The sequence below is a fragment of the Mesorhizobium sp. WSM4833 genome, assembly GCF_055811095.1.
The window spans coordinates 14,012-37,860 of sequence record NZ_JBVVQG010000009.1 but is presented as its reverse complement, the minus strand read 5'-3'; the positions used below and the strand labels follow the sequence as shown (position 1 = coordinate 37,860).

At 58.8% G+C, this 23,849-nt stretch carries 24 protein-coding genes and 2 pseudogenes; 20 read left to right on the top strand and 6 right to left on the bottom strand.

All coding sequences use genetic code 11. From position 1 onward, the window contains the following. Positions 1 to 137 precede the first annotated feature (137 nt). The 4 genes and pseudogenes from AC0L2D_RS19305 to AC0L2D_RS19290 form a co-directional block, all read left to right on the top strand. A complete protein-coding gene (locus AC0L2D_RS19305; protein ID WP_473541950.1) occupies positions 138 to 2,054 on the top strand; it encodes a hybrid sensor histidine kinase/response regulator in 1,917 nt (638 codons plus the stop codon). A gap of 733 nt (positions 2,055 to 2,787) precedes the next feature. After that, complete coding sequence (locus tag AC0L2D_RS19300; protein WP_027161841.1) at positions 2,788 to 3,171, top strand: hypothetical protein; 384 nt, start codon at positions 2,788 to 2,790, stop codon at positions 3,169 to 3,171. 42 nt (positions 3,172 to 3,213) lie between these two features. Beyond that, on the top strand, positions 3,214 to 3,459 hold the full coding sequence (locus AC0L2D_RS19295) for a DUF6894 family protein (RefSeq protein WP_063174025.1): 246 nt from the start codon (positions 3,214 to 3,216) through the stop codon (positions 3,457 to 3,459). A 391-nt stretch (positions 3,460 to 3,850) separates the two neighbouring features. Next, positions 3,851 to 4,186 (top strand): annotated as a pseudogene (locus AC0L2D_RS19290) (Crp/Fnr family transcriptional regulator); the annotation flags it as partial. 476 nt (positions 4,187 to 4,662) lie between these two features. Here the strand turns inward: AC0L2D_RS19290 and AC0L2D_RS19285 are convergent. Beyond that, a complete protein-coding gene (locus AC0L2D_RS19285) occupies positions 4,663 to 4,890 on the bottom strand; it encodes a DUF6894 family protein (RefSeq protein WP_013525064.1) in 228 nt (75 codons plus the stop codon). Between the two features lie 9 nt (positions 4,891 to 4,899). Next, entirely contained in the window at positions 4,900 to 5,643 is a 744-nt protein-coding gene (locus AC0L2D_RS19280) for a Crp/Fnr family transcriptional regulator (protein ID WP_013525063.1), read from the bottom strand. 1,085 nt (positions 5,644 to 6,728) lie between these two features. Here AC0L2D_RS19280 and AC0L2D_RS19275 point away from each other — a divergent pair. The 4 genes from AC0L2D_RS19275 to AC0L2D_RS19260 all read left to right on the top strand — a co-directional run bounded on the left by AC0L2D_RS19275 (position 6,729) and on the right by AC0L2D_RS19260 (position 8,167). Next, positions 6,729 to 6,959 (top strand): hypothetical protein, encoded by a 231-nt coding sequence (locus AC0L2D_RS19275; RefSeq protein WP_473541946.1) that lies wholly within the window; start codon positions 6,729 to 6,731, stop codon positions 6,957 to 6,959. Beyond that, positions 6,959 to 7,201: a DUF982 domain-containing protein gene (locus AC0L2D_RS19270; protein WP_013525060.1), complete on the top strand. Its 243-nt coding sequence runs from the start codon at positions 6,959 to 6,961 to the stop codon at positions 7,199 to 7,201. Before AC0L2D_RS19275 ends, AC0L2D_RS19270 begins: the two co-directional genes overlap by 1 nt. Positions 7,202 to 7,280: 79 nt before the next feature. After that, the gene (locus AC0L2D_RS19265; protein WP_013525059.1) at positions 7,281 to 7,673 is read left to right on the top strand and encodes a response regulator; all 393 of its coding nucleotides are present in this window, start codon (positions 7,281 to 7,283) and stop codon (positions 7,671 to 7,673) included. Positions 7,674 to 7,831: 158 nt separating this feature from the next. Then, the gene (locus tag AC0L2D_RS19260) at positions 7,832 to 8,167 is read left to right on the top strand and encodes a DUF982 domain-containing protein (protein ID WP_473541944.1); all 336 of its coding nucleotides are present in this window, start codon (positions 7,832 to 7,834) and stop codon (positions 8,165 to 8,167) included. A gap of 612 nt (positions 8,168 to 8,779) precedes the next feature. Here the strand turns inward: AC0L2D_RS19260 and AC0L2D_RS19255 are convergent. Continuing rightward, positions 8,780 to 9,001: a DUF768 domain-containing protein gene (locus AC0L2D_RS19255; RefSeq protein ID WP_013525056.1), complete on the bottom strand. Its 222-nt coding sequence runs from the start codon at positions 8,999 to 9,001 to the stop codon at positions 8,780 to 8,782. Between the two features lie 432 nt (positions 9,002 to 9,433). On the opposite strand from AC0L2D_RS19255, the gene AC0L2D_RS19250 reads away from it, so the two are divergent. From AC0L2D_RS19250 to AC0L2D_RS19225, 6 genes and pseudogenes are all read left to right on the top strand, one after another. Beyond that, the gene (locus AC0L2D_RS19250) at positions 9,434 to 9,685 is read left to right on the top strand and encodes a hypothetical protein (RefSeq protein ID WP_473541942.1); all 252 of its coding nucleotides are present in this window, start codon (positions 9,434 to 9,436) and stop codon (positions 9,683 to 9,685) included. A gap of 653 nt (positions 9,686 to 10,338) precedes the next feature. Next, positions 10,339 to 11,070, top strand: a complete 732-nt coding sequence (locus AC0L2D_RS19245; RefSeq protein WP_013525055.1) for a Crp/Fnr family transcriptional regulator — start codon at positions 10,339 to 10,341, stop codon at positions 11,068 to 11,070. A 1,705-nt stretch (positions 11,071 to 12,775) separates the two neighbouring features. Continuing rightward, complete coding sequence (locus AC0L2D_RS19240) at positions 12,776 to 13,111, top strand: helix-turn-helix domain-containing protein (RefSeq protein WP_082827633.1); 336 nt, start codon at positions 12,776 to 12,778, stop codon at positions 13,109 to 13,111. Positions 13,112 to 13,202: 91 nt separating this feature from the next. Beyond that, positions 13,203 to 13,406, top strand: a pseudogene (locus tag AC0L2D_RS19235) (IclR family transcriptional regulator domain-containing protein); the annotation flags it as partial. A 169-nt stretch (positions 13,407 to 13,575) separates the two neighbouring features. Further along, positions 13,576 to 14,184 carry an EF-hand domain-containing protein gene (locus AC0L2D_RS19230; protein ID WP_013525054.1) on the top strand — a complete coding sequence of 203 codons (609 nt, stop codon included), beginning with the start codon at positions 13,576 to 13,578 and terminating at the stop codon, positions 14,182 to 14,184. A 629-nt stretch (positions 14,185 to 14,813) separates the two neighbouring features. After that, positions 14,814 to 14,966 (top strand): hypothetical protein, encoded by a 153-nt coding sequence (locus tag AC0L2D_RS19225; protein WP_155925010.1) that lies wholly within the window; start codon positions 14,814 to 14,816, stop codon positions 14,964 to 14,966. A gap of 131 nt (positions 14,967 to 15,097) precedes the next feature. Here AC0L2D_RS19225 and AC0L2D_RS19220 read toward each other — a convergent pair whose 3' ends face one another. Together AC0L2D_RS19220 and AC0L2D_RS19215 are read right to left on the bottom strand one after the other, a co-directional pair. After that, a complete protein-coding gene (locus AC0L2D_RS19220) occupies positions 15,098 to 16,147 on the bottom strand; it encodes a chemotaxis protein CheB (RefSeq protein ID WP_013525053.1) in 1,050 nt (349 codons plus the stop codon). A gap of 125 nt (positions 16,148 to 16,272) precedes the next feature. Further along, complete coding sequence (locus tag AC0L2D_RS19215; RefSeq protein ID WP_013525052.1) at positions 16,273 to 17,241, bottom strand: manganese catalase family protein; 969 nt, start codon at positions 17,239 to 17,241, stop codon at positions 16,273 to 16,275. A 444-nt stretch (positions 17,242 to 17,685) separates the two neighbouring features. Here AC0L2D_RS19215 and AC0L2D_RS19210 point away from each other — a divergent pair, with 444 nt between their 5' ends. Then, positions 17,686 to 17,820, top strand: a complete 135-nt coding sequence (locus tag AC0L2D_RS19210) for a hypothetical protein (protein ID WP_013525051.1) — start codon at positions 17,686 to 17,688, stop codon at positions 17,818 to 17,820. A 550-nt stretch (positions 17,821 to 18,370) separates the two neighbouring features. Continuing rightward, the gene (locus tag AC0L2D_RS19205) at positions 18,371 to 18,895 is read left to right on the top strand and encodes a YciE/YciF ferroxidase family protein (RefSeq protein WP_013525050.1); all 525 of its coding nucleotides are present in this window, start codon (positions 18,371 to 18,373) and stop codon (positions 18,893 to 18,895) included. A 53-nt stretch (positions 18,896 to 18,948) separates the two neighbouring features. On the opposite strand, the gene AC0L2D_RS19200 is transcribed toward AC0L2D_RS19205, so the two are convergent. Beyond that, positions 18,949 to 19,425, bottom strand: a complete 477-nt coding sequence (locus AC0L2D_RS19200; RefSeq protein ID WP_164778240.1) for a hypothetical protein — start codon at positions 19,423 to 19,425, stop codon at positions 18,949 to 18,951. Between AC0L2D_RS19200 and AC0L2D_RS19195 the strand changes: the two genes are divergently transcribed. The 4 genes from AC0L2D_RS19195 to AC0L2D_RS19180 all read left to right on the top strand — a co-directional run bounded on the left by AC0L2D_RS19195 (position 19,330) and on the right by AC0L2D_RS19180 (position 23,799). Next, positions 19,330 to 20,616, top strand: coding sequence for an SDR family oxidoreductase (locus tag AC0L2D_RS19195; RefSeq protein ID WP_473541938.1), 1,287 nt, complete (start codon positions 19,330 to 19,332; stop codon positions 20,614 to 20,616). The genes AC0L2D_RS19200 and AC0L2D_RS19195 overlap by 96 nt on opposite strands. After that, positions 20,616 to 21,098, top strand: a complete 483-nt coding sequence (locus AC0L2D_RS19190) for a DUF2269 family protein (RefSeq protein ID WP_024505778.1) — start codon at positions 20,616 to 20,618, stop codon at positions 21,096 to 21,098. The genes AC0L2D_RS19195 and AC0L2D_RS19190 overlap by 1 nt, the downstream gene beginning before the upstream one ends. A gap of 1,391 nt (positions 21,099 to 22,489) precedes the next feature. Beyond that, positions 22,490 to 23,083, top strand: coding sequence for an SOS response-associated peptidase (locus tag AC0L2D_RS19185; protein WP_013525037.1), 594 nt, complete (start codon positions 22,490 to 22,492; stop codon positions 23,081 to 23,083). Positions 23,084 to 23,088: 5 nt separating this feature from the next. Continuing rightward, positions 23,089 to 23,799 (top strand): hypothetical protein, encoded by a 711-nt coding sequence (locus AC0L2D_RS19180; protein ID WP_024505780.1) that lies wholly within the window; start codon positions 23,089 to 23,091, stop codon positions 23,797 to 23,799. Positions 23,800 to 23,849 lie beyond the last annotated feature (50 nt).

Genomic DNA, 23,849 nt, shown 5'->3' with positions numbered 1-23,849 from the left:
CGCCCCCGTCAGGCAAGTAGCTCGTTGCAGGCCACGGCAGTCACGGCCTGTGCCACAGCGCGCACGCCTTCCCATCGTCTGTGGAACCATCCAAGACGCCAGCAGTTTCACAGAGTTAACAAATGAACGGATGGGGTATGATTCAAGGAACCGTCGATAAAGCCGATGAGGATCGCTACCGCGTTCTCGTCGAGGCCGTTACTGATTATGCGATCTATATGTTGGACCGTTCGGGAACCGTGACGAGTTGGAACGCGGGGGCCGAGCGGTTCAAAGGCTATTCCGCCAGCGAGATCATCGGTCAGCATTTCTCGTGCTTCTACACGGAGGAGGATCGCGAAGCTGGTCTTCCATCGCGGACTCTGGAGACAGCAGTCCGCGATGGCAAATTTGTGACCGAGGGCTGGAGGGTTCGTCGCGACGGGACTCCTTTCTGGGCTCACGTTGTGGTGGATCCTATACTCGATCCAAGCGGCAAACTAACCGGCTTCGCCAAAGTCACCCGTGATCTTACCGAGCGCAAGAAAGCGGAGGAGGAAATCCGGAAAAATCAGGAGCAGTTCCAGCGTCTGGTTCAGGGCGTGACGGACTACGCGATCTACATGCTTGATCCTGAAGGCGTAATCACGAGCTGGAACTCGGGTGCAGAACGCATCAAAGGTTACTCGGCCGACGAAATAATCGGCAAGCACTTTTCTCAATTCTACACGCCCGAGGATCGCGAGCGAGGCAGTCCGCAAAGTGCCCTGGAGATCGCGGCCCGTGAAGGGCGAGTTGAGCGCGAAGGCTGGCGTATACGCAAAGACGGCACTGCGTTCTGGTCGCACGTGGTCATCGACGCCATTCGGCACGAGGATGGCGAACTCCTGGGGTTCGCGAAGATCACACGCGACATTACGGAGCGGAAGAAGGCGCAGGAGTCCTTGGATCAGGCACGTGAGGCCCTTTTCCACTCCCAAAAAATGGATGCGATCGGCAAACTGACGGGCGGCGTCGCTCACGATTTCAATAATTTGCTGATGGCGATTCTGGGTAGTCTTGAGCTGCTCCGCAAACGGCTTCCCGACGATCCACAATTGCTGCGTCTTCTCGACAACGCGGTGCTCGGCGCGCGACGGGGAGCGTCCTTGACGCAGCGCATGCTGGCCTTTGCCCGGCGGCAGCAACTCGATCCAAAGCCTGTCGATTTGATAGGGCTCATACACGGAATGAAGGATCTCTTGGAACGATCGCTGGGCTCAAGGGCGATCATAGAGACGAAATTTCCGCTCTCGCTTGATCGTGTGATGGTTGATGAAAGTCAAATCGAACTCGCATTGCTCAATCTGTGCGTCAATGCCAGGGACGCGATGCCTGGCGGCGGAACGATCGTCATCTCCACTCGGATGGAACAGGTCGGCGAAAGCAAAGAGGCTGGCTTGGCCCCGGGCCCCTACGTCTGCCTCTCGGTAGCAGACGCTGGCGAAGGAATGGACGAAGAAACACTAGCTCGGGCGACAGAACCGTTCTTCACCACAAAAGGCGTAGGCAAAGGCACGGGTCTCGGTCTGTCTATGGTCCATGGGATGACAGAACAAATGGGCGGGCGCCTAGTGCTCAAGAGCTCCAGGGGAACCGGAACCACAGCGGAACTATGGCTGCCGATCGCAACCGCGAGCTCGGAAGTCGCGCGCGGGCCGGATGTTCTTGCCGAGGAAGCCATTGAGACGGCGTCGCTGCGGATTCTGGCAGTGGATGACGATGCGCTGGTCCTTTTGAATACCGCGGCAATGCTCGAGGATCTCGGCCATACTGTCGCGGAGGCGCATTCTGCGGCGGCAGCCCTCAGGTTGCTGGAGGAGCAGCCGTTCGACCTCGTCATAACGGATCATGCTATGCCGAAGATGACGGGCCTGCAGCTATCGAATACGATCAAAGGCCAGTGGCCGAACGTACCCGTCATTATAGCAACGGGCTACGCCGAACTCCCGGGGACTCGCGACATCAAAATTCTCAGCAAGCCGTTTACTGAAGAAGAATTGGCGAACGCAATAGCAGCCGCTAATGTCGCGTAGGGTCGCCTTAGAGACCACCCCCTTTGAGTTCCTTGATGCGTCAAGCTGGGACAAGACCCTCCAATATTTTTCTCTGAGAGTACTTGCGAAGCGGCAACCTGCTCGGCGGTCAGAAGGGAGTTTTCTATGGAAAGTGTACGTTCAAGCAGCCGATTCGTGCGAGAGGACGACTTCGTTCTTCGAAAGATCGCTCTGGTCGCCTGCCCTACCAGCCTATGCCGCACTTAGCTCCCGGATCTAACTGTTTGCAAGGAATTGGGAACCCGCGAGGCGTTGTTCTCGCAGTCGCGCAGTCAAGCAGGAGTGCGGACAGGGCCTACCCAGCAGCGAAACAGAAGCGCTGGCGCTGGGTCTTCACCGGGGCTAAGGGCCATGTACGAGCTACCCTGCATGTCCGATTTTCAGCCTGCGCTAATATTGTAAATGAATGGTGACTGTGCGCACCGACTTCTCCGGGTCGTTGTGTTTGGCGTCCCTGTGGTTCCCGAAGGGCCGATATACTCCACCAGCGCGAGGCATGACCGCTCAGATTCTGTTGGTCGGCGCCAGGGTTCGCGCACCTCTGCGCCGGCCGCCACGGCACTTTGAGGTGAAGTGCCGCTCACCGGAGCTAGAACCCAGCAATTGGCCGACAATCGCCGAATAGCCGATTGGTTGAAAACGTACAGCGAATCCGTTGGGGTTATGCTGGACAACGGGGTAAACAATTCCTTTCGCTGGAAGGGAGGCCGCGATGGTTCGAACGCATTTAGAAGTTGCACAAGCCGTAATCGCAACCGGCTATCTTGTTCGGCATAATTCCATGATCGGAACTGCCAAGTTTCGCCAAGACGTGGATCGTTCAAGGCGCGCAATCGAGACATCGCGCGAACTGCTCAAACGCCTTCGCCAACGTCACCACGATGACATGGCGCGAGGGTGGGAAGATCCGGGCGTGGCAAGCGTCGCCGTCTCCGCCTTTGACGCCGACATTCTCCGCTCGGCATTCCGAGAGTTGGTCAGGCAAACGGGTGTGCCTGAGTATCAATGGCGTGATCTGGCCACGAGCCTGGCACATGAATTCGCCGGGTGCGAGCGAATGGAAACTGGCCTGGTGGATTGGATCACCAGCAAGTAGCGCTACAAGGAAACCTTTTTGGGGGTTCGGAATTAGGGTCGCATGGCCCGCTTCTTCTTTGATTTAACCGACGATGGCGAAGTCTTTCCCGATCCTGAAGGAACAGAAATTGCGAGCCGGGAAGCCGCTGAAGATGAGGCAGCAAGAGCGTTGCTTGAAATGGCCAAAGACCGGATGCCGGACGGCACTTTCAGAGAGGTTGCCATCCATGTCCGCGATCACACCAGCAAGCTCCTATTCACCGTGAAGGTCACGGTCGAGTTGGTGCGTGAGCCGCCCGATAGATGAAGACGCGGCCCTAGCTATTCATTATGGCTGCGCACCAACGCCAGCGGCATGCGGTCGCTGAGGCTGACATCATCCTTTCCGAACATCACGTCAACGCGCCGCATTATTGCTGAGTCCCACTAGCTGCTACAGCGGCTAGTCGAGAAGGCAGGCGCTATCCAGCCCTAAGGGGAGAGCTGGTTCCTTATTCCACCGGATAATGTCGACATCCTTCCAAGATGCACATCATGCCCGCTTTTGCCTCGATCAGGAAATAGTCAGATTCGTACGGAGCAGAGTCTGTACGATTCCAACCCTTTAACTTTGTACACCCCTGATTTAATTGGGCGGCCGAGGGGCCGCCGTGCATCAGGTTGCATTTCACTGTCAATCGCGCGCCAGAGGGCGTATCCTGTTGCGCTATGTCCACTACTTCCACATCCAGACCAGCTATACGGCCCTGATCAACGCAAAATTAAACCTTGAAGAGCGGTTGGCGCGCTGGCTTCTAATGTGTGACGATCGGGTCCACGGCGAGCGTCTTGCGATCACCCATGAGTTTCTTGCCGTCATGCTTGGAGCAAGACGCCCAGGCGTTACCGTTGGGCTGCAAGTGCTGGAAGGACGTGGTTTCATCTACTCTCGACGTGGCGAAGTGCACATCAGGGACCGCAGCGGACTTGCGCCCTGCGCAAACGGCACCTACGGCAAGCCAGAAGCCGATTACGTTCGGCTAGTTCGATTATAGCGCTCTAAGTTCGATTATAGCGCTCCAAGCATGCCGGACGTAGACCGCAGTGATCCAAGCACCTGCGCCTCGCGCCAGCAATACAGCCCGTCCCGCCCACATTGCCGGTGACACGAAACGGCTGCGGAAGCCGCGATGCGACCCGATTGCAATCCAACCCTGGGCGCGCACGGATGTTCCGGTCTTAACACTTTCTTGCCCAAAGAACAGCCTCGCGCAGGCCAGGCCCATGCAAGACGCGCGTCTACTCGTGATCGAGGTCTTCTGGGCGCTGAGACCGCGCACCACCATGAGTCCCGCGCGACCCGCCGATTAGCCTTCCTCGGCGCTATTGACGTTCGCAAACCGACCGGCTCATTGGTTGCGGCACAACGGTCCCGGCGGTCTGTCGTAAGGCCCCGCCGATGCGTACGGCGGGTTCGCACGCTGGAGCCCCTGCGCGGCTACACAGCGAAACCGGGTAAGCTCAAAGCCACTCAGCTTCCCTGAAGGGTGATGCTCAAGCTCAGCAGCCTTTCACCAGCCTCGTCCCTGACATAGATCGCCAATTGCTGCCCATCGGGGTCCTTGAAGAATTCAAGCGCCAAATCTCTGAGCCCGTCCATGCCCTCTCGGCATGCTTCCTCGATCCCATCACATTCGATCCCCTCATCGTCTTTTATGAGCTCGTCGCGGACACTGCTGTCAAAGAAATATCTCGCCATGGAACACCTCTATTGGCGCAACACGTCAGCGGCCCTTTGGTGCAGATACATCCCATCAAAATCCCCGGCGCGAACGAGCCCTGACCAGTCGGTTGCATGAAAATGCGAGCCCACGGTGGATATCAAGCCGTCGCGTCTAAGATCCTGAAGAACTCGGTTCACGTGTACGGTGGAAAGGCCGAGCGCATCACCAAGCGCAGCCTGCGTTATCGGAAGGCGGGCCACATGATCTTCTATGCGGCCGACTGCGCGGAGGCGGACAATAAGTTCGCACAAAATATGAGCCATGCGAGTATAGGCGTCGCGTCTTCCGACGTTGGTGACCCACTCTCGATAGATCGCCGCATCGACAAGCGTCGAGCGCCAAAACACTGTGGTTATCGAAGGGTGCTGGTCGCAAATAGAGCGAAGAGCGTCGTGCCGCATGAAGCCCACCCGAGAGGGCATTAGAGCCGTAAAGGTGCAATCCATGACCGACAGATGCAGTCCATGAAGGTCGGGAATGTCGCCGGGAACAAAAAAGGAGGTGATTTGGCGTTTGCCGTCGCCTGTCATTTTGGTCGAGCCTATCATGCCGTCAAGAACAACAAACGAAAGCGTCGGCTGGTCGCCATCGCGCAGAATGTCTGCGTTGGCCTGATATTGCTTCTCCTCAATCCGGGCATTTCCCAAAATTGCAATATCTGGTTCTGCGAGTTCCGAGATGGTCTGGAGCTTGCGGATCAAAATGTTCGAGGAAGGAACCTGCGCCATGAAGAACCTGTTGGGGTTGGCGCCCAACTTACAGCGGGCGCTAATGTTCCGCCGGGCTGCCCAGAGCAGACGGCCCGTGGCCAGCCAGCGCGACCGACCTGCTTTCTTGCCAGCGTCGAGACGTCACTATCATAGTTGATTGTGGCTGCCGCTGACCTTGCGTAAGGGACATCCATCGCAATCGTCTAACAAGGAAATGGTATGTTGTATCCGGGCCGATTTTTGGAGCCGAGCGATGTTGAGATGCTGGCCCACGTTTGTCACACGGTCTGCAACGAGCGCGGCGTACCTCTCGCTTCGGAGAGAGGAGAGCGCATAGCTGCGCACGTGCTCAGGCTGTTCATGAACGGCTTGACTGGGCCGAATGAACTGCTTGACGCTGAGAGGAACTGGGCTAGGCGGCCTGACCTTCCGGTCGAGCAGATTGATATCAACTACACAGGTATGAGAAAGGCCGCGTGATCCAGTTTGGTTTTTGCAGCCGGCACTTGGGGAGATGCCGCGTGACCGGGAACAAACCTTGCTTTTGAGAGTTTGTAGAGCCGTTTCAGCGGACGACTGACCGAAATGCTCCTCGCCGTGAAGAGTGCCATCTCGAGGGCCGTTTTGGCTGGCAGGCGTGCCAGTGCGGAAGTGTTCGGTGTGGTTGACCTCACGACCAAAGCGGGTGCCAAAATCGCTCCCATCACCTTGGGAATGGCCATTCAATTCGTGGCGAACGCATCGGTGCTGGATACGACGTTCGCCGAGCCATGGTCTTCTACGGCGAACCGGCGACGCCGAGCCTAAGGGCGAGAGAGTGCGAACGCTTATGGGCGCAGTTTGGCGGCGCGCTCCTGCGACCGTAATCCCACCATCTTCCGGACGATGTATGTCCGAACAGGCACATTCTTCCTTCGGGGTGGCCGACCTTCCGCGCTGTGTTTGGATGACCATGAGCGCCCATGGATGGTCTGATGACAGCGCACAGACCCAAGAAGGTCGCGCCCGTTACTACCCGCTTTGTACGCTTCTGGTACTTGTCTTTTTCAGAAAGTGCGCCACAGAATAGACGATTGAGGTTCTGTCTCTCTGGGGAGGATGGGATGGACATTCAAACACCTGTCCGGCCTGCGCAGACGACGGCCAAGGAGCTGGTTCGAGAGATCCTTTTGGGCCCTCAACCGGGCGCCATCATTTCCGTGAAAGCAACCATTACAGCAGTGCGCGAGCGCGGCCTTTATCTCCATGAGACGGACTGCCAGTTGGTCGCGATGATCGTCGATTGTGCCACGAAACGGGAGCTTTTCGTTGCGTTCGACGTGCGCGAATCCTGATGCCCCTTCGTTGGTTCAACCCGCCTGTCTACGTCAAGACCGACAGACCGGGATTCCGCCTTGGGATCAGCCGTATCGACACTGCCGCCGAGGAACTACTGAAGTGGTCCAACCGTGGCCCCAAATGGCGACTGGCGGCGGAGGCCTGCCTGACGGCGATGGATGGCAAGATGCCGACCAACGACTTCCGTGTACTCTTCGAGGATGCGGCTGAGGAGGAGGAAATGCTGCTGCCCGATTAGCAATGTTAGGGGCGTCGAGGAACATTCGCAGCCGGCCACCGTTGCATGCCCGGATACCAACGAGCGAAGCTGGCGTCGAATGAACTCAGGTGCCGTCCTGGTCGTGGAGGATGAGAGCCTTATCCTCCTGGATATCGAACACTCGCTGCGTGAAGCCGGGTTCGAGGTGATTGCCGTCTATAAAGGGGACAATGCCATCGCGACCTTTGATCGTAACCCGGATGGTGTCGCAGCCCTCCTGACCGATATAAGGATCGGAGAAGGCCCCACTGGCTGGGACGTCGCCCGTCACATGCGGACCGTCAACCCCAGTTTGCCAGTCATTTACATGAGTGGCGATGGTGCGGAGGACTGGCCGTCACTTGGAGTGCCAAACAGCCTCATGATAACCAAGCCGTTCGTTATGCCCCAGATCATCACGGGCCTCGCAAACCTTCTCAATTCACAAGCAGGGCTGGCAGCTCCTGGCTGACGTGCCCCCCAGTCACACGATCCCCTCGCTCAGACATTTGCATCAGACATTCCGATCTCCTAAATTAGCCTCGTGGTGCAACTGCGATACGGCTTAAGGCAAGACTCGGACGAGAGCTGGACGGTATTCGACGTGTTTACCGGACAGCCAGCCAATGCATGGGGGGCACCGGCGGAATATTTGGATCAGGAATACGCCGAAGATCTGGTAGGCATACTGAATGCCGAAGACCTCAAGCGTCGATTGTCGCGAGGGAGGGTCGTATGATGGCAACCCACTGGTCCACCCCTCCGGTTCCCGTCATCGGGAAGCGACCCGGCATGACCTACAACGTCAACAGCGTGGAGGCCGCTTCCGAATATCTGGTGAAATGGACAAAGCGTGGCCCTAAGTGGAACCAAGCTGTCCGCGCCTGCATGGCCGCTATGGCTGGTGAGGCGACGGCTCAAGAGGCGCGGAGGTGCTTCGAGGGGGCAGTTCCGAGCTGCTCATGAAAAGACAGACTAGCCCGCCACCCCGTCGACACCTGCGGGGGCAGCATTACCGGATGGGTAGCTCGCTGAAGACCAAGCCAGATACAAACGTGGCGGAGTTCACGGGCCGGACCTAAGTCCCGCCGCCAAAACGCATTGGTCCGAGCTTGGCTTCCGGTAAGGAACTGTCTCGGGAGATCGATGTTGCGTGGGCAGCCACAGCTACGTCCCTCCCCGCGGTCGTCGGTTCGCACGGGGGGCGAACCCTAGCCTTGAAAGGGATTGTAGCGTGGGATGGACCTATGACTACCCAATCTTCTACAACGGTCATGGGGCTTACCCTGACCGCAGTTTGCCGGATGGATCAAACTCCCCACAAAGGACTTTCAATGCCCATACCTGACGAGTTGGGAGATGCGGAGCTCGTTTTCGACTGCCCCAAATGCTGCCATCCTATTGTAAGGCGAGGATCATGGTTCAAGGTAATATCCATGTTTCGTTGCGAGGCCTGCAATGCCAGGATTCGTCTCGGCTACTCAGACAAGCTGGTGTTGTTCGAACGGCATCGCCATCTGATAAAAATCCCACCAGCGGATGCATCCGCTTTTTGAATGAGACCGTAGCTCCGCGGACCTACTCTGGAATTCCGGCGTCGAAGTGAGCGATGGCTTCGACGAAAATACGGTAAAGGCTATCCACATCCTCATCCAGCTCTATTCTCTTGATGCCGACCGCTTTGGCGTCGGCCAGGAGCTTGTGGGTGAGTTCACCGATTGAGACCGCGTCGGGAGGCGCCGTCTCTGGGATGTCGTTAGCAATCCACTTGTGCAGAAAGTTGATGCCGCGTGTGCTCATCTAAAGTTCCACCAGCCGCGAAGAGCACAGAACGCAAGCACAGCGACAGCGGCCGAGATCAGAATTCCTTTCGGGTTCTGCCACCTTGGTGGAGGGCGAGGTACTAGTTTCTCGGCATGATCGCTCATATCGAGACAAGCTACGCCGGGAGATTAGGTTCCGCTTATCTTTGACGCGTTCGGTCATCGGCAGGGCTGCCGAAGAGGCAAGCTGGACAAGAAAACCGCAGCTAGTCGGCTTTGTGCCTACCGCTTAACCTTTGTTATTGCAGTGGTGCTGCCCTGCGGTATTTACGCTGCGCCGCTGCGTCCTATGATCGGTCAGCGAGAGCTTCCGAAACTTGAGCACGTGAAGGAATGGACCTATTTTGGGTGATGCCGATGCTGGTCATTGTCCACCTTTCGAGTGTCGCGAACGCCGCAGATCAACAGGATGGATTTGATCGTGAAAGGAAGCCGACCGAGTATTTCGTTGTTGGATTTCGACATACTCTCCCGGGCTCTTACGTCAGCCATCCGGGATAGCCCGGACTCCAATTGGAAGGTCCAGGCGCGCGAGCTTGTGCGCCTCTACACCGGCAAAAAGTCAGCCGACGAAAATTTGATCGCAGCATTGGTTCATGCCAGTCGCGCCCAGTTGGACTTGGAGGAATCCAAGGCCGGTCGGCCCGGCAAGATTGATTGAATACCTCCACTTGCTCGACGTGCTTTATCACCGGATTCTGGATGGCGTTTCTAATGCAAGGCTAGAAATGCAGCGCGACGGAATTTGACCTCACAACGCCTCACCTCAGCTCAAAACACGCTCAGCACCAGCGGCATGGAATAGTTCCGGCAAATCGAAGTTCGGCTCCGAACGGAGACGGACATGGCAGTGACCCAACGTGCCAACGACAATCGAATGCCAGAAAAGAAGCCGTTTGGCCGCGCGGGGGAGATGTCGCGCGAGCAGGCGGAGGAAGCAGTCAGGTCGCGACGAAGGTACAAGATGGTGAGACGGGCACGGGAGTCGAAGCGAGGCTCGGCCATGCCTCGCATCGTTGCTGTCAGAAGCCAAGACTAGGCCGTTGCCGCTTCCGCTGGTCAGGCAAAATGAAGACGGGCAGGCCGGGGCGTCAGAATGTCGGTTTAGTACAAACCCGAGCTCGGTACGTTTCCAACTCTGACATTTCTTCCAAGTCTTTTGTAATCACGGTGGCGGGGGCTCGCCGTGCATCGATTCGCATTCTCCTATGATTGTCGCGCCAAGAGGTGTAGCGTCACAAGATCGTCTGCACGTTTTTACGGGCGCGGACGGCAAGGAGATTGGAAAGCTCTTGCCCCAGGCGGGATTGAGCCATGACCAATCCAAAGAACAATTCCTATAAAAACGGATTGCTGTGTCGGCTCAACCCCGATGACCTAGCGCTTCTGCAGCCACACCTTGAGCCATGTGCCCTCAATTTGAGAATGAATCTGGAGCAAGCCGCTTCGGAGATCACTACGGTGTACTTCCTGGAGGACGGCATCGGTTCTGTGGTTGCGAGGACCTTGGGGAGGGAAGCCGAGGTTGCGCTTATCGGTTTTGAGGGAATGACTGGTGCGGCGCTCGTGATGGGGGCTGACTATGCCGCGCATGAATGTTTTGTCCAGCTGCCCGGCAACGCTTTCAGGATCGGAGCTGAGCCATTCAAGGCGGCACTCGCGAACAGCCCGACGCTGCGCCTCTTACTCTTGCGCTATGTCCAGTATCTCCACATCCAGACCAGCTATACGGCGCTGATCAACGCGCGCGCAAACCTTGAAGAGCGTTTGGCGCGATGGCTTCTAATGTGTGATGATCGGGTCCACGGTGGACGCGTTGTGATCACCCATGAGTTTCTAGCCATCATGCTGGGCTCGAGGCGTCCGGGAGTTACCGTTGGGCTTCAGGTGCTGGAAGGACGCGGGTTCATCTATTCCCGACGTGGCGAAGTGCGTATCCGGGACCGCAGCGGCCTTCTGGCATCTGCAAATGGCACCTACGGCCAGCCGGAGGCAGACTACGTGAGGCTGCTTGGAGACATCCGCTCGTCTCCAGACCTGACTTAGATCATTGGGGAGCACAACCGGTTGCCATTAGAGATCATCTCGCAATCCGGCGCTTCAGATCGACATCCTTCAGGGAGATCAACGTCGTTGGCATACTATACCTTGGCCTTACGCCACCCAGCCCACCACGCTTCCCATTCCAAGCAGAACCATCTCTCCCCTCGAGGTTGCATGGAAAATCACCAGCACAGATTCAACTGTCATATTGAGCGACGGATCGTGGGGAGTTTGGGATTGCGTCGCCAATAGGCCGGCGTCGTCAATACCCGGCAAGGTTAGGCGGTGGCGACCTTCTCGGGTGCACTGCCCACACGGCCGAAGCGGCGGCACACGTCCTGACGAGATTGCCAGGGCGGACTTGATGCCGTCGCTATCCGCATAGCGGGCATTGTCAGATCTGCGGGGACCTGATCGATCTCCGCCTACGCCCGCAGCAGTGGGCAATTAGGTGATCAATAAACGAACGTGCTACATCGGGCTGACTTTTCCCATTCCCAACGCCTCAGCGACATCGAGCTTTCGCGTGCGATCCGTGCCAACCTTATGCGCCAGCGGGCGTGTCTTGCTTGACGAGCTTGCTTGCGTCCGCATGGAAGTCAGGGACGCCTCTGCTGTTCGCTACCATCTACGGTCGGACTTTGCAGAAGCTTCGCTTCAAGCACTAGCGACGCCCAAGGCCCCCCAAATCAAGCCGTCCTGTAAAGGCTGAAGTGTCTGTCCCACGACCAGGGAACATGTCTCTGAAATGGAAGTTCGGGACGCGATTGGTACGGAAATCTCCTTGAAACAGCCGAGCAAGGCCCCGCCACCGATTTCGAGACCCGGTGCCGGGCCACCTGCGATCAAATCTTTTGGTAGCGCTGGAACCTGTTTCTGAAATCCAAGTTAAGTTCAGCTTGGTTTCAATCCCCACCAAGCGTAGGCGAGCAAGGCCCGTCGCTGTTGTTGTGTGCTCAGCGGCGGGCTTACTTCATTTAACCTCACGATTTCGCCTCACGGATCGCCCGCAAAGTCGCGTGGCCTAGCTTGTCCTCTCGCTTCAAGGTCTTCACACGTCCGACAAGTTCGCCGGTGGTGGGGATAACGCTGATTCTGGCGTCGGCAGTTTGAGTTACGCGACCTGATGCCGCTCTCCCAGAAACTATCTTCGGTTGAGCCAGGGCGTTGGTTCATCGTTGCCGCCCACTATCGGTGCGAAGGTTGCCAGCGTTTACACCGCCTTCCTTATCCAGAAAAGGTGGAACTGTTCGAAAGATACGCCCAAGGGTGTGAAGACGGGCTCGGCAGCATCGACAGTGGGCCCGCACCGCTTGGGTGAGGACCGATGCGGGCCCGGCCAAGGGTTGCCTTTCCTTGGCCAGCAGCGTGCGGGGCGCTGCCGCCAAGAACTGAGCATGAGTAATAAGGTTCCGCCGATACAAAAAAGCCCGCCAGCCGTCAGGCCAGTGGGCAGTTCTCATGGGGAAAGCACCGAATGGGAACAGTGCAATGACCCAATCTCGACAGCGCGGTTTTTGTTCGAACGACCTAGCGTCGTTGCCTTGTAAAACCGTACGGCAACCCTTCCGGCCTTTCGATTTTTGCCCGATGGCTCGCTATCTGCGGCCCTGTCACCTCAAGGTTTAGGCGTGACGCGCTTGGGAGGGGCCATGGCTGACACCGAGATCAATCAAAACGAGGCGCGAAAGCGGCCCTTCCCCCTGCCCTGAACCGTGGGGTGCGTATCTTGGACATCGTCGCGAGATCACGAACTTCCCCAACGCTATCGGATCTGGCTCGCGAGCTTGGAATCGCGCGTTCTTCTGCGCATGCGCTATGTTCGACGCTCGTACACTTGGAGCTCTTGATACGCCGCGGCGACCAGACCTTCCAGTTAGGCCCCCCGTCATGCGATGGTCGAACGCCTTTGCCCAGCAATCCGACGTGGCGACGGAGTTGGCGAGACGGAGTTGCCCGGGGGCAACAATTATCCTTTCGGTGCTCGAAGGGAGAGAGGTCTTCTATCTCGCCGCACGCAATTCGAGCGTTAGCCATTCGCTGATCCAGTTCCGTCCAGGAATGCGTTTGCCCGCAGCCTTTACGGCCACCGGCAAAGCCTTTCTCAGCCAGATGAGCGATTTCGAAGTACGGCGGCTCTATGCCGATGGTCTTCCCGAGCCTCGAACACAGAAAGCGTGCAAACTATTGACGACCTCATTGCTGAAATGCGCGATATCCGCACGAATGGCTTCAGCTGCGACGACCAGCAGGTTGCGGACGGGATCATCTGCTTTGGGGCCCCGGTGCTGAATTCCCTTGACCGCCCAATCGCGGCGATCGCCGGGGCAATCGTTTGACGCATTGCGGAAGCCGAACTAGCCGCTTCATTAATCACAGGCATTCGAGGCTTGGCCCAAGGGCTCACGAGCAGCTTGCCTTCGCCGGAACCTAGTCCCCTCAGGGAACAAACAGATCGAGCTCCAGTTTGGCCTTCCAAGCAAGCAGGCGCGATAGATGGAGCACGCCATGAGACATTCACACGTCACGACGGCCGCGGCCGCTTTCATAGCTCTGACCTTCCCCGCGTTGGCCCAGACAAGCGGAACACCGGCCCCCTCGACACCCGCACCCCCTCCGGCCACCGAACAGCCGGTCGGCGGGCAGTTGCCGGATATCAACCGACAAGCGGACGGACCAACACGCGAAATGATCCGCCAGATGGTTGAGCAAGCGGTCCGGGAGAGAATGAAGCAGGATCGCGGTTCTGAGGAAGGTTTCCGCGATGAGGAAGATCGCTACATGAACCAGGACGGCCGCATCAAGGATGCTGACCGCCCCGATGAAGCTAGCCGTCATGGCGACCATTGGCTAAATCGTGGCGACTGGGGCAGAGGACACAGAATGGCTCGACACCGTGGTCACCAAATGATGCGCGGTGCCGGCATGCGACTGGTGTTTGGACTGTTGGACACGGATGGCGACGGTTCATTGTCCCAGAACGAGGTTGAAGGCGGGGTCGGCAGGATCTTCAGCAACATCGACGAGAATGGTGATGGCAAGATCGATCTGGACGAAATCCAGTCCTTCATGCACGGCTCCAACATGCATGGCCGAAACAGCGAAGACATGCCGTAGCTGTTTAGAGGTGAGGACTTACTTCAGACGGAGCGGCGAGCGGGCAGCGTCGAGCGCGAGCGGGTGGAAGTAATGGCGTTGCGCTATCGGGCGCGACGTGCCAGGGGGTTGATCCTTCAAAGCCATGGAAAGCCGAATCAATCCTACTTTGTCCATGAGCACCCGCAATTTGGGCTGCCGCGCGACCCAGAAAGTTCGAAAAGCTTCCAGGAACCCCAGGGGAATTGGCGGCGACATTGCGGCCCCACGGATAACGCAGCGAACGTCGGCGAAAAAGCGGCCAATGTCGTCGGCAAAAGTATGTCCGAATGACTGTCGGCTGCAGTGTCGTGGGAACGAAAAAAGAAACTTTCGTGTGCGATTTTTGCACACGGTTTCCCGCAATTATCTGAAAGGCTCTTCCGGAAATCTGCCCATTCGGGAGCACCCTCCCGAATGGCGGCTTCTGCCGTCGAGGTAGAAATGACGTCATGTCGCCTTTTTCTGGATTCGACATATTGCTCGACCAGCATTGCAGACCTCTTGCAGCAATCTTATCTGTAAACATCGGGTTTCTCCAGGCGGCCGAGGCCGCATTCGTCGGCGGCGCCATACTTCAATTGGTGAACCCGCGACACGAGCGTTAGCTCGTGGCCAAAGCTGCTGTCGGGTATTTTGTTCCGGATAGCCGAGGCTTGGCAATTCCCAGCATTTCTGCTGAAGTTGGCGTTTTGGAGCGGGGTGGAGATGGTTCGGAATTTCTGTTGAATGCCCTGCGCGACGTCCGCCTGACGCTGATGTGACCTAATATCGTTCTTTGCCGACACCCTTGCTGTCTCTGTGGGATCATGGTCTCCGGCAAGTGACGCCGCCAACCCGGTAACCGTGAGCCCCGGACCGAAATAAGTTCATGGTTGTCGGGGCGTATGTTTTGTCACGGCCTTCGACGATGGATAATTTCTTCAATAAGCTTCGCGTCGGCTTCGTGTTCCGCGGCCCGCGTAGCCATTTGGCTGGCCAAGCTATGTCTTTCCCGAGCGGCTTCTCGTTTCGCCGTCCGTTTCGCCAACTCGGCCCGCTGCTGGTGCGCTCTTAGAAGGCTCCAAAGGGCCTGTTCCGCATCGTCCGCCTGGGCCTGCATCAAAACGTCCGCTCCGAATGCATGTCCGGTGTGACAACGGTAACGGGTAATCGGCCCGTCTTCGATCTCCCAAAGCGGTCCGTGACATTCGGGGCAGACAAATATCGAGGGGATGCCAAGCTGGCGTTCTGTCTGTTCCATTGTGCTGTGCTCCTGAGCAGCAATCGCAGCCTCAAGGCGGATGACAGGCGGGATTTCTGGTGTCGGCCCTGCGAGTTCGGACGCAAGCCTGCGCAACAGGCCAGCCATTTCGGACAGGGCGACGCAATGGTCGACTTCCACATTCTGCAAGGCGCTCAGCGGCATATCGGGTACTGCAGCGTCGTCGGGATCTTGGACCACGCTGACCCCTCCGCAAATCTTGATGGCGCGCAAGCCGGCGGTCCCGTCGGAGAGGCTGCCCGTGAGCACGACACCAATCACGCTGCCGCCAAAGCTGCAGGCCGCTGATCGAAAAAGGGGATCGATGGCAGGGCGCGCCAAATTCTCCCGCGGCCCGCGCCGCAGCAGCATGTGATCATCATGTAAAAGCAGGTGAGCTCCGGGCGGTGCAACGAAGATGTGCCCGTTTCTGACCTTCGTGCCGCTGGCGGCATTCGCTACCGGCATGTTGGCAGCGCGACCGAGAATGTCGCCGAGGTAACTCGTGAGACCGACGTGCTGTACGATGAGGAGGGCCGCCGGAATGTCCGGCGAAATATCCCTGACAAGTCTCTTCAGCGCGTCGAGGCCCCCCGCCGAGGCTCCGATTGCGACAATGCACCGGTTCTCGCAACCGTAGGCACGGACCTTCTCCGACTGCCCCGCATGTTCCGACTCTGATCGTGGTGCGGCGGTGGCCATATGTGCTTCACCCACTCAACAAATAGCGAGCACTCCGGCCAGTCCGCTGCTGCCAGTCGGATGCCCTGCTTTCGTCGTTAGCTTCCTGACCCGAACATAGTTGCCCGCAATGAGGTCAGTCCAAACTAACGCTTACGTGCGCGTTTGACAGCAGCCTCGGCCACGGCCGGGGCCTCCTGAATGCTTGCCGCGCCGCCAAAATCCGCGTTCTTGGTTCGGCCAGCTCCCGGACCGGCACCTAGATCAGCGCCCGTGATCGGATCGGACGCCGGATCAGAAAGAGTACGGTCGGCCATCTTGGCCACCACCTTCATGTCTCTGGCGCCCATTTTGACGGTTGCCAAGCCGTCTCCGCCGTCGACGGGCATCACCTCTTCAAGGTCATCGATCCGATCCCACTCTTCGCCGGAATTCCATGGACCATTGGTATCGCCGTCACCTTGAGAGGTGTTGACGTACATGCTGGCGTACCTCTCGATGCCCGGGAGCTTGCCTGACGGGAAATTGTTTTCGATGGCGTAGAGTGCTTTCTCAAATGACTTTTGATGAGCGATCTCGCGTGTCATCAGGAAGCCGAGCGCGTCCTTGATGCCCGGATCATCGGTGATGTGGATGAGGCGTTCGTAAACGATCTTGGCGCGCGCTTCAGCGGCGATGTTCGACCGCAAATCCACGGTAGGTTCACCGCGTGAGTCGACATAGGCCGCGGTCCAGGGAACGCCGGCTGAGTCGCACAGCGCGGGAGCACCGCCAAACAGGATGGATTCCTTGGCTGTCGTACCGCTGGCGCCGATCATCACATAAAGGTCCGCTTCTTTCATCTGGCCTTCGGCAAGTTGTGCCTTGAGCCCCTTGTTCAGCATGGTGACGATCGATCCCACCACCTCAAGGTGGCTGAGTTCTTCAGTGGCTATGTCGAGCAACATGTCGCGACGGCCAAGATCATCCTCGCCGAGGCCTTGCGTGAAATAGCGCATCGCCGCGGCAAGCTCACCATCGGCGCCACCGAATTGTTCCATGATCATGCAGGCCAGGCGGGGATTAGGCTCCGAAACGCGGACGGTGTATTGCAGGCGCTTGTTGTGCATGAACATTGGCAATCCTCCAGGGGGTTGGGTTGCCCAACATCCGCCTGCGAGGATTGTTCCATATTGCATCGAGTGACGCAGTGGCCGATCCGCGAGGCCATGGCGCGCTAGGGGTGAAATTCGTGTCGGGACGCACATCAATGAGCGCCTCCAGATGGGAAAAAGACTGGTCGCGCACGTTTTCCTCCGGGTACTGGAACGAACATGTTGTCGGGACTAACCCACGATGAAAGCGGCGAAAAAACTGCTGAGGCTCTGCATTCGTCTGCAGGTCACAGCGATGGGATGACAGATCCCGAATGGCCACAGCAAAGTCCGGCGCCAGGCGCCAAACCACAGTTCGAGCCAGGCAGCGGAGCTGCAAGATTGGTGACCCGATCCCCGCGTGAGCCCTCCCACGGCGTAGGCGCTTGATCACCAGCAGGCGATATAATCGAGGCGATAGCATCGATGGGCAAGAAGGCCAAGCAGAACACCGCGTCTCGGACGGATCGCGAAAGGGCCATCGAAGCGAACTACTTTGCCCGAAAGTGCGGCCTCACCAAGGACGAGGCACTCAAGATTCTCAGGTCGCAGGATCGATGAAGAAGCGAAACGGCGGTCGGGCGGCCGGTAGGAGCAATCGTCGCTCGATCGTCGCAACCGATGGCCGCGGATGATCTAGTTCACCCCGACACACCTTTTCAACAATCCGCTTCAACCATCCGGGCATGCCGCGGGCCGGGTCCCGTTTAGACCGGCAGAGGCAGCCGAGCGACCATTGTGGCTTGCAATATGTGCCGAAAAGCGCGCGATCTGGTCTCACAGCAGCTTGCCCACAAAACGCTGAAGAGGTCGTTCCGGCGCCGCGGGCCCCGACCGCCGTCTTATCAACATTGATCGGCGAAAGCGTGACCAGCAATCGACTTCGATAGGCGAGAACGCCGGTTAAGGCGCGGCAGGCGGCTTGACAAGCGGCCGCGAGGCTAGCCAGGCGCAGAGGCGACATGGCGCCGGTTGTGCCGACCAGAACGGAGCGAGATCACGGTCCTTGCTCGTGTTCCCACCATGTCTTTGAGGGCGAGGAACAACCGATGGCCTTGGTTGTTAGAGCTGCATATGCCGCGAAGCATTGAACTCGAAGTGGGACATGGAGATGGCGACGAAGAAAAGCGCCCAGAGCAGCACAAAGGGCCTGGAAGATCTATTTTACGAAGCCTTGAAGGACATATACTACGCGGAGCGTAAGATCTTAAGTGCCCTCAAGAAAATGGCCAGGGGTCCCGAATCGCAAGAGTTGACCGCCGCGTTCGAGAAGCACCGCGACGAGACTGAGGGTCAGGTTGAGCGGCTGCAGCAGGTGTTCGAGATTTTCGGCAAGCGCGCGCAGGGCAAGACCTGTCCCGCGATCGACGGCATCATTGAGGAGGGCGGGGAGATACTGGAGGAGTTCCAGGCGGCGCCGGCCCTCGACGCCGGGCTTGTTGCCGCTGCCCAGGCCGTCGAGCATTATGAGATCGCCCGTTATAGGACATTGGTAACCTGGGCAAGGCTGCTCGGCTTGAATGACGCGGTTCCGCTGCTGCAGCAGACGCTCGACGAAGAGAAGGCAACGGACGAGGCGTTGACGCAGCTTGGAGAAACCAACGTAAATGAAAGGGCGCTGCAAGATGCCGCTTAGATCTAGCTGAACGCGTTGGGCGGGAGGGAGATCGAGTCCATCGACACCGTCGATCAGGTTGGCTGGCGCTGCGTGCATGAGCAAATAGTTGATACGGTCGTTGCACCGAACCGTCCGAGGCGATCATTCCTGCGCGAACAACTCGCCTTGCCCATGAATGGTTGCAGGAACATCCGTGGCAGCTTGGGATCAGCGCCCATGGTAGAAACCAAAGGAACAATCAACCCGAGCTTCCGCTCGATATCGTTGCTCGAAACTGTCGGAGCTCTGGCCGGACGCGCCAGCAGCGCCGCGACGCTCGCTTCCATCTGCCCTCGGCGAGGCGCGCGGAATCGCTCGATCGTGCGGCCCGATCGCAGCGACACCGCTGTTTCGTCCGGCTCCGCGTGCAGACAGGATGAGGCGCGACTGTCACTGCAGTTTTCAGGTGCCAGGTGAGGGTCCTCGTCACCGGCGCGTCGGGTCTGATCGGAGCTTCTCTTTGTGCGCGCCTGGCCGCCGATGGATATGAAATCGTTCGCGTGCTGCATCGTGCCGGCGCCGCTCCCTTCAGAGGCTTGCCGCCTGTCTTGCTCGACATGGCAAAGGCGCTGCAGACGCAGGACTGGAGCCCGCATCTGATAGGCATCGACGCGGTCGTCAACTGCGCCGGCGTGCTGCAGGACAGCGCGCAAGAAAGCACTGGCGGTGTGCATGCGGGTGGCGCATCGGCACTCTTTGCCGCCTGTGAGCAGGCGGGCGTGAGAAAAGTCATTCACTTCTCGGCAATCGGGGTCGATCGGCTGCAGCCGTCCGCCTTCTCGGCCACCAAGCTGGCTGGCGACCAGGCGTTGATGGCGCGCGATTTGGACTGGGTCATCCTGCGCCCGTCGGTCGTGCTGGGCCGGCCGGCGTTCGGCGCCAGTGCGCTGTTTCGCGGACTGGCCGCATTGCCACTGTTGCCGGTGATGCCCAGCACGGGTCGGCTTCAGGTCGTACAGTTGGATGACGTGATCGCCACTGTCCTGCATTTTCTCCGGCCCAATAGCGCATCGCACCTTGCGCTTGACCTTGCCGGACCTGAAGCGCTGCCTATGAGGAAGGTGGTCGGCCTCTACCGCCGCTGGCTCGGGTCGAGACCGGCTGGAGAGTTCACTCTGCCCGGTAGCGTCGCGGCCGGCCTGTACCGGGTCGGCGATGCGGCGGCTCTGCTCGGCTGGCGCCCGCCGATGCGCAGCAATGCGGCCAAGGAAATCGTGCGGGGCGCTGTCGGCGACCCGCAGGCGTGGATCACAGCGACAGGGATCCAACCATCCAGCCTCGAAGCGGCGCTAAAGCTCAATCCCGCGACGGTGCAGGAGCGATGGTTCGCCCGTCTCTATTTCGTCAAGCCGGCGATCTTTACTGTCCTGCCCTTCTTCTGGATCATGACCGGCATCATTTCCCTGACCACCGGCTGGCGCCGCGGGGTCGACTTGCTGGTCGGCACGGCCATCGGTCCGCTGGCGGAACCGGCAGTCATCGCCGGAGCGCTGGCCGACATGGCGGTCGGCGCGTTGATCGCCTGGCGACCGACCAGTCGGCTGGGGCTGTTCGGGGCGATTGCGGTGGCTCTTTTCTATGCGATCGTGGGGACCATGCTGCGACCAGAACTGTGGAACGAGCCGCTCGGCCCATTCCTGAAGATCCTGCCGATCCTGGTTCTGCATTTTGTCGCGCTGGCGGTCCTGGAGGAACGCTGATGACCTACTTCATGCTCAAGTTCCTGCATGTCGTCGGCGCGGCCGTGCTGCTGGGCACCGGCGCCGGCATCGCCTTCTTCATGCTGCTCGCTCACCGGACCGGAAATTCCGCGACCATCGCGGCGGTCGCACGCATCGTCGTGATCGCCGATTTCATCTTCACTGCAACCGCCGTCGTCGCCCAACCTGTCACCGGTGCATTCCTCGCCTGGCATTCCGGCTATCCGCTGACCGAGGGGTGGATTGTGCTTTCGATCCTGCTCTACCTCATCACCGGCCTGTTCTGGCTTCCAGTCGTGTGGATGCAGATCGAGATGCGCAATCTCGCTATGCAGGCCACGGCAGAGAAGCAACCTCCACCACAGCGCTATGACACCTTGTTTCGGCTCTGGTTCGCCTTTGGCTTTCCTGCCTTCGCGGCAGTGCTCGCCATCTTCTGGCTGATGATTTCGCGACCTTCGATCGACTGGTTCGCCTTGTAGCACCGGACTTCGTCTCCCTCGTCACGGTCTGCAACATCGTTGCGCCTAACAAATGGGCGGCGATGGAGCCAGCCGCAGACTGCCTCGTTCCGTTCCTACATACCGGCTGGCTATGGTTGCACAGGTTCCCGGCCATCGCCCGAGCACCTCTGTGGCGGGAGGCTGACGGGACTTTGATTGCCGACGACACGTCTATCCACGTCGCCCGTGCACGGCTTCGAAATGCATCGTCGGCGACTTCGGTGGCAACTTGCGGCATTGCAGCCGAGCTTGTCGTCACCGAGCACGGCGCTCCCGCATGCCGCGGGGCCTCGATCGTGTTGCCGAGCGGTTCGGCGAGGTCGCCGTCCGGCCGCAGTCGAGATACGCGCCGTTTGACCACCGTCGACGAAGGCCACATCTACCAGGCCTGAGCAAATCAGCGACCGCGTTTCCCGCAGTCGTTTCGTTCGGCGATCTCTGCTGCGGATCCATCGCCGGCGTGACCCGTGCCTTCACGGCTTCGCCCAACTCATCCGGGCTCTCCGGGATTATCGATTAATCAAGAGAATTGCAGCTTTGGAACGCCCGCTGCTCAAAGGTGGCGGGCTTTTTGTGCATTAGTGGAACCTGATATGTCGACGCAGGTTGGAAACGGCGGCAGCGTCCCCCGCTGCCGGGCCTAGGTCCCAAGCCTTGGCCGGGTCCGCCTCTGCCCGCCAGCAGGGGCGGACCCACTGCAACATGGCTCCGAAAATGAAGTTTGGATTGCGCTCGGTTTCCCTGGCCGAGCATACACCGGAAGGCCCGTTACTGCTCCCTCAGTGGCGGGTTTTTCAATGGCAGGTTGGCCGGTGAAGCATCACGTCGCGGTTCTCAGGACCCGTAACGCTACCCTGAATTGCTGGATTCGTTGCCCTTGGCATCGCAGACCTTGCATATCAGATCGAGACGGGAGCCAGCACCAGAACGGGCCTCTGCCAGAATCTCGGTCAGCACTGCGGTCTCGGAAAGGTCCAAGACATAGCGAGCCATACCACATGAAGTCGAACAGACCAGAAAGGGTTGCTGTATGGTTTTCCAAAATGGCGCGAAGCTGATCACGGACGGTGGAACAAAATCGCGCTGTCAAACTTCGGCCGTTGCACTGTTCCCATTCAGTGCTTTCCCCATGAGAACTGCCCGCTGGCCTGGCGGCGGTAGGCGCTGGGCGCGGCTTTCCGCAGATGGTCTGATGAACCGGACCTTGAGCGCATCATTGTGAGCCACGGCGATGTCATCACGGACAAACTGCGCGATGCTCAAGCAGATCGCGAGATTTCGGGCATAGCGGAAAATCTCCGGATGGTGGCGCCGCAGCCAAGCCGCGTTATCTGTTATAAGTCGTCAACTGACTGAAAGCGTGGGCAGCTATGTGCAACGACTATGAGCAGCATATCGCCTGGGCCGAATATTGCAGGATGAGGCAATTGCTGGCGCTCGACATTCCCACTTATCAAACCGAACTGGATCTGCCGCAGGCGGATGACATCCGCATCAGTGATCCCGCCCCGATCATGCGCGCCGCCGGCGACACGATCGAACTCACGCGCATGACCTTTGCCTTTCCGCCCTCCGGGCCTAAAGGCGGGCCGATCTTCAACTTCCGCTCGGAAGGACGGAACTTCTCCAACAGCAAGCGCTGCCTTATTCCGGCGTCGGCTTTCTTCGAATTCACGGGAAAGAAGTCTCCAAAGGCTAAGCATCGCTTCACGCTCAACGGCGCCTCGTTCATGGCGATCGCCGGCCTGTGGCGCGATGGCGAAGGCAACAAGCCCCCGACATTCGCAATGCTGACGACGGAACCCGGCCTGGACGTGGCGCCCATCCACAATCGCCAGATTGTGGTTCTGCGCCCGGATGATTGGGCGGCATGGATCCACCTCACGAAACCCGAGGTGGAGCTGTTGAAGGCCCTGCCGGCCGGGTCGCTGGCGGTAGAAACCGTGCGACAAGGAAGCGACTAGCTCAGATGCCGGTGCGTTTTGCGCAAACACGAAAGATTCTTGGCGGCTTGGCTGCGGCAATTGTGGCCCCTCGAGATCGCGGCTCTCGCCAAAGCGTCAGCACCTCGTTGTCACTGATTACCGAGTGGCCCCTTCCGCCATCAGCGACGCTTGGCTCGTCGGTGCGCACGAAAGGTATCGAGCGTGAAATACGTGCCCGCCTGCCTTGGGCGGTGAGGAAGTACGTCAAAGCCGAGACTGGTCGCATGACATTGCGGATGCGCGAAGACGATGCCGAAGAGTTCGAGGCCGCCTCGAACAAGATCGCCAAGGCACTGGAAACCATCGCAGTACTCCCGGTCCTGCCGCGCGAGGCCGAAGACATCCTTGCGATCTCTTCGCGTGAGCGTCACAAGTGGCTGAAAAACGGACGGCTGCAAAGCATTGGCACCCGCACCGTGAAGATGCGCGGTCGATCCAAGGCCGTCACCTTCCACGTGTTCGATCCCAAGCACATCGAAGACATCCTTGATCGTGATCTGCCAAGCCTTTGGCGTGAAGAGGACGCGCAGCAAGTTACAGAGAACAGGCGACGTGGCGCCGGCAAGGCTGCCCTGACGCGGGCGGGAAAGGGTAGCGAGAAGGGTCGCGGTGCCGGGAATAACCCCAGAGATGACGCTCCCCGGCCCAAGTTGAAGGGCTGGAACGCGTTCGACGACGAGGGCCTGCTCCGTTAAATCCGTCTAGCCATTCGCGTCCAGAATGAGCCCTGAGCGAAAGCTAACTG

Excerpts from the sequence above, each read along its gene's own strand:
- AC0L2D_RS19305 (WP_473541950.1), top strand. The coding sequence starts at position 138 with ATGATTCAAGGAACCGTCGATAAAGCCGATGAGGATCGCTACCGCGTT.
- AC0L2D_RS19295 (WP_063174025.1), top strand. The coding sequence starts at position 3,214 with ATGGCCCGCTTCTTCTTTGATTTAACCGACGATGGCGAAGTCTTTCCC.
- AC0L2D_RS19270 (WP_013525060.1), top strand. The coding sequence starts at position 6,959 with ATGCCCCTTCGTTGGTTCAACCCGCCTGTCTACGTCAAGACCGACAGA.
- AC0L2D_RS19230 (WP_013525054.1), top strand. The coding sequence starts at position 13,576 with ATGAGACATTCACACGTCACGACGGCCGCGGCCGCTTTCATAGCTCTG.
- AC0L2D_RS19280 (WP_013525063.1), bottom strand. The coding sequence starts at position 5,643 with ATGGCGCAGGTTCCTTCCTCGAACATTTTGATCCGCAAGCTCCAGACC.
- AC0L2D_RS19245 (WP_013525055.1), top strand. The coding sequence starts at position 10,339 with ATGACCAATCCAAAGAACAATTCCTATAAAAACGGATTGCTGTGTCGG.
- AC0L2D_RS19275 (WP_473541946.1), top strand. The coding sequence starts at position 6,729 with ATGGACATTCAAACACCTGTCCGGCCTGCGCAGACGACGGCCAAGGAG.
- AC0L2D_RS19255 (WP_013525056.1), bottom strand. The coding sequence starts at position 9,001 with ATGAGCACACGCGGCATCAACTTTCTGCACAAGTGGATTGCTAACGAC.
- AC0L2D_RS19250 (WP_473541942.1), top strand. The coding sequence starts at position 9,434 with ATGGATTTGATCGTGAAAGGAAGCCGACCGAGTATTTCGTTGTTGGAT.
- AC0L2D_RS19180 (WP_024505780.1), top strand. The coding sequence starts at position 23,089 with ATGCCGGTGCGTTTTGCGCAAACACGAAAGATTCTTGGCGGCTTGGCT.
- AC0L2D_RS19260 (WP_473541944.1), top strand. The coding sequence starts at position 7,832 with ATGGGGGGCACCGGCGGAATATTTGGATCAGGAATACGCCGAAGATCT.
- AC0L2D_RS19285 (WP_013525064.1), bottom strand. The coding sequence starts at position 4,890 with ATGGCGAGATATTTCTTTGACAGCAGTGTCCGCGACGAGCTCATAAAA.
- AC0L2D_RS19190 (WP_024505778.1), top strand. The coding sequence starts at position 20,616 with ATGACCTACTTCATGCTCAAGTTCCTGCATGTCGTCGGCGCGGCCGTG.
- AC0L2D_RS19205 (WP_013525050.1), top strand. The coding sequence starts at position 18,371 with ATGGCGACGAAGAAAAGCGCCCAGAGCAGCACAAAGGGCCTGGAAGAT.
- AC0L2D_RS19185 (WP_013525037.1), top strand. The coding sequence starts at position 22,490 with ATGTGCAACGACTATGAGCAGCATATCGCCTGGGCCGAATATTGCAGG.
- AC0L2D_RS19215 (WP_013525052.1), bottom strand. The coding sequence starts at position 17,241 with ATGTTCATGCACAACAAGCGCCTGCAATACACCGTCCGCGTTTCGGAG.
- AC0L2D_RS19265 (WP_013525059.1), top strand. The coding sequence starts at position 7,281 with ATGAACTCAGGTGCCGTCCTGGTCGTGGAGGATGAGAGCCTTATCCTC.
- AC0L2D_RS19300 (WP_027161841.1), top strand. The coding sequence starts at position 2,788 with ATGGTTCGAACGCATTTAGAAGTTGCACAAGCCGTAATCGCAACCGGC.
- AC0L2D_RS19210 (WP_013525051.1), top strand. The coding sequence starts at position 17,686 with ATGGGCAAGAAGGCCAAGCAGAACACCGCGTCTCGGACGGATCGCGAA.
- AC0L2D_RS19220 (WP_013525053.1), bottom strand. The coding sequence starts at position 16,147 with ATGGCCACCGCCGCACCACGATCAGAGTCGGAACATGCGGGGCAGTCG.
- AC0L2D_RS19200 (WP_164778240.1), bottom strand. The coding sequence starts at position 19,425 with ATGCAGCACGCGAACGATTTCATATCCATCGGCGGCCAGGCGCGCACA.